The following is a 2,720-nucleotide window of genomic DNA, read 5'->3' on the forward strand; positions in this document are numbered from 1 at the left end:
GCGCGTTCGGCCCCTTGACCTCGACGCCATCCGGATTGTTGGAGCCGACCTCATGCAGCGCGATGATGTGCGCCACCACCAGGCCCAGCAGCACCAGCGGCACGGCAATGACGTGGAAGGCGAAGAAACGGTTTAGGGTGGCATCGCCAACCACATAGTCGCCGCGAATCAGCAGCGCCAGGTCCGGGCCGATGAAGGGAATGGCGGCAAACAGGTTCACGATCACCTGGGCGCCCCAGTAGCTCATCTGGCCCCATGGCAGCAGGTAGCCCATGAAGGCTTCGGCCATCAGCGCCAGGAAAATCGCGCAGCCGAACACCCAGATCAGCTCGCGCGGCTTGCGGTAGCTGCCGTAGATCAGTCCGCGGAACATGTGAAGGTAAACCACGACGAAAAAGGCCGAGGCGCCGGTGGAATGCATGTAGCGGATCAGCCAGCCCCAGGGCACGTCGCGCATGATGTACTCGACCGACGCGAAGGCGGTCTGCGCATCCGGCTTGTAGTGCATCACCAGGAAGATCCCGGTGACGATCTGGATCACCAGCACCAGCAGCGCCAGCGAGCCGAAGAAGTACCAGAAGTTGAAGTTCTTCGGAGCGTAGTACTCCGACATGTGGACCTTGTACGCGTCGTACGCGGTCGGGAACCGGTTGTACAGCCAGTTGTTCAACTTGGCGCCGGCGCTGGCGTTCGGGGAGATTTCCTTGAATTCAGCCATGGTGCTTCCGTTCAAGCATTGTTTTCTTCGCCGATCAGGAGGCGCGTGTCCGACAGGTACTTGTACGGCGGCACTTCCAGGTTGTCCGGCGCGGGCTTGTTCTTGTAGACGCGGCCTGCCAGGTCGAAGGTGGAGCCGTGGCAGGGGCACAGGAAGCCGCCTTGCCAGTCGTCCGGCAGCGAGGGCTGCGGACCCGGCGTCAACTTGTCGCCCGGCGAGCAACCGAGGTGCGTGCAGATGCCCACGAGCACCAGCAGCTCCGGCTTGATGGAGCGGTACTCGTTCTTGCAGTTCGCGGGGATGGGGTAGGCGGTGCGCTTGGACTCGGGGTCGGCGACCTCGTTGTCCGTCTTCTTCAGCGAGGCGAGCATCTCGGGGGTGCGCTTGAGGATCCACACCGGCTTGCCGCGCCATTCGACCGTCATCTTCTGGCCCGATTGCAGTGCCGAGATGTCGACTTCGACCGGGGCGCCGGCGGCCTTGGCGCGCTCGGACGGCTCGAAGCTGCTGACAAAGGGGACGGCGACGAAGCCTGCGCCCACCGCGCCGGCACAACTGGACGCGATCAGCCACGTCCGTTTGCTGGCGTCCACCGTGGAGTTGCTCATCTCGAGGTTCTCTCGCTGTTTGGTCAACCGGCGATTGTAGCGGTTCGTTTCGATCGCTCCGCCGTGGCCCTTGCTTGCGTGCTCCTGACCGGGCCCGGCTGCCGCATACTGCGCGGCGTTCCAGACGGAGGGATCCAATGAAGCTGCTGCATGAGTTCCGCGAGTTCGCGGTGAAGGGCAATGTGGTCGACCTGGCGGTCGGCGTGATCATCGGCGCCGCCTTCAACAAGATCGTGGAGTCGCTGGTCGGCGACCTCGTGATGCCGGTGCTCGGTCGCATCGTGGGCAAGCTCGACTTTTCCAGCATGTTCCTCGTGCTGGCCGACGTGCCCGCCGGCACGCCGCGCACGCTCGACGCCTTGAAGAAGGCGGGCGTGCCGGTGCTGGCCTGGGGCAACTTCGCCACGGTGGCGATGAACTTCCTGATCCTGGCCTTCGTGATCTTCCTGATGGTGCGGCAGATCAATGCGCTGCGCCGGCGCCACGCGCACAGCGCGGCCGCCGCGGCGGAACCGGCGCCGCCGGCGGAGGATGTGGTGTTGCTGCGGGAGATCAGGGACAGCTTGCGCAGTCCCGACCGCTCGATTCCTTCGTAGGCCGGTCTGCCGCCAGGCACCCCGGCGCTGCGCGCGAGCGCTGGGGTTCGCTGCGCGAAGCCCAGCCTACCCGGCCAGGGCTCGCGCCATCCGGATCGCCTCGATCAGGCTGCGCGCATCCGCGCGCCCGCTCCCCGCGATGTCGAACGCCGTCCCGTGATCGGGACTCGTGCGCACCAGCGGCAATCCCAGCGTGACGTTGACGCCTTTCTCGACCCCGAGGTACTTGACCGGGATCAGGCCCTGGTCGTGGTACATCGCGACCACGGCATCGAACTCGCCGCGGCGCGCGCGCATGAACACGGTGTCGGGCGCGAAGGGGCCGTGCACGTCCACGCCTTCGGCGCGCGCGGCCTGCACGGCGGGCGCGATGAACTCGATCTCCTCGCGCCCGAACAGGCCGCCCTCGCCGGCATGCGGATTGAGTCCGGCCACACCGATGCGCGGACGCTTGCCCAGGGCCGCAGCCAGGGTGCGATCGGTGATGCGCAGCGTTTGAAGCACACGCTCGAAAGTCACGGCCTCGATCGCATCGCGCAGCGACACGTGGATGCTGACCAGCACGGTGCGCAGTTCGTCGTTGGCCAGCATCATCCGCACCGGCATCTGCTGCACCGGGACGCCGGCGTGCGCCGCGGCCTGCGCCTGCAGCAGTTCCGTGTGACCCGGGAAGGGGACGCCAGCGGCGGACAAGGCCTCCTTGTGCAGCGGCGCGGTGACCAGTGCCGCGATGTCGCCGCGCAGGGCGGCGCGCGCGGCCCACACCACGGCGTCCGCGGCGAGGCGGCCGGCCTCGGC

Annotated in this window: 4 protein-coding genes; 1 reads left to right on the plus strand and 3 read right to left on the minus strand. The window is 66.9% G+C overall.

The features are described from left to right. Both JWP60_RS07460 and petA read right to left on the minus strand, forming a co-directional pair. A partial coding sequence (locus tag JWP60_RS07460; protein WP_299788585.1) for a cytochrome bc complex cytochrome b subunit occupies positions 1-718 on the minus strand: 718 nt, incomplete at its 3' end. An 11-nt stretch (positions 719-729) separates the two neighbouring features. Continuing rightward, on the minus strand, positions 730-1,326 hold the full coding sequence (petA, locus tag JWP60_RS07465) for a ubiquinol-cytochrome c reductase iron-sulfur subunit (protein WP_299788594.1): 597 nt from the start codon (positions 1,324-1,326) through the stop codon (positions 730-732). A 137-nt stretch (positions 1,327-1,463) separates the two neighbouring features. Between petA and mscL the strand changes: the two genes are divergently transcribed. Then, entirely contained in the window at positions 1,464-1,922 is a 459-nt protein-coding gene (gene mscL, locus JWP60_RS07470; RefSeq protein WP_299788588.1) for a large conductance mechanosensitive channel protein MscL, read from the plus strand. 66 nt (positions 1,923-1,988) lie between these two features. On the opposite strand, the gene pdxA is transcribed toward mscL, so the two are convergent. Continuing rightward, a partial coding sequence (gene pdxA, locus JWP60_RS07475) for a 4-hydroxythreonine-4-phosphate dehydrogenase PdxA (RefSeq protein ID WP_299788591.1) occupies positions 1,989-2,720 on the minus strand: 732 nt, incomplete at its 5' end.

It is taken from the genome of Ramlibacter sp. (assembly GCF_028291745.1).
GTDB lineage: Bacteria > Pseudomonadota > Gammaproteobacteria > Burkholderiales > Burkholderiaceae_C > Ramlibacter.

What these genes read in the sequence shown, in the direction of transcription:
- petA (WP_299788594.1), bottom strand. Translation starts at nt 1,326, where the DNA reads ATGAGCAACTCCACGGTGGACGCCAGCAAACGGACGTGGCTGATCGCG.
- mscL (WP_299788588.1), top strand. Translation starts at nt 1,464, where the DNA reads ATGAAGCTGCTGCATGAGTTCCGCGAGTTCGCGGTGAAGGGCAATGTG.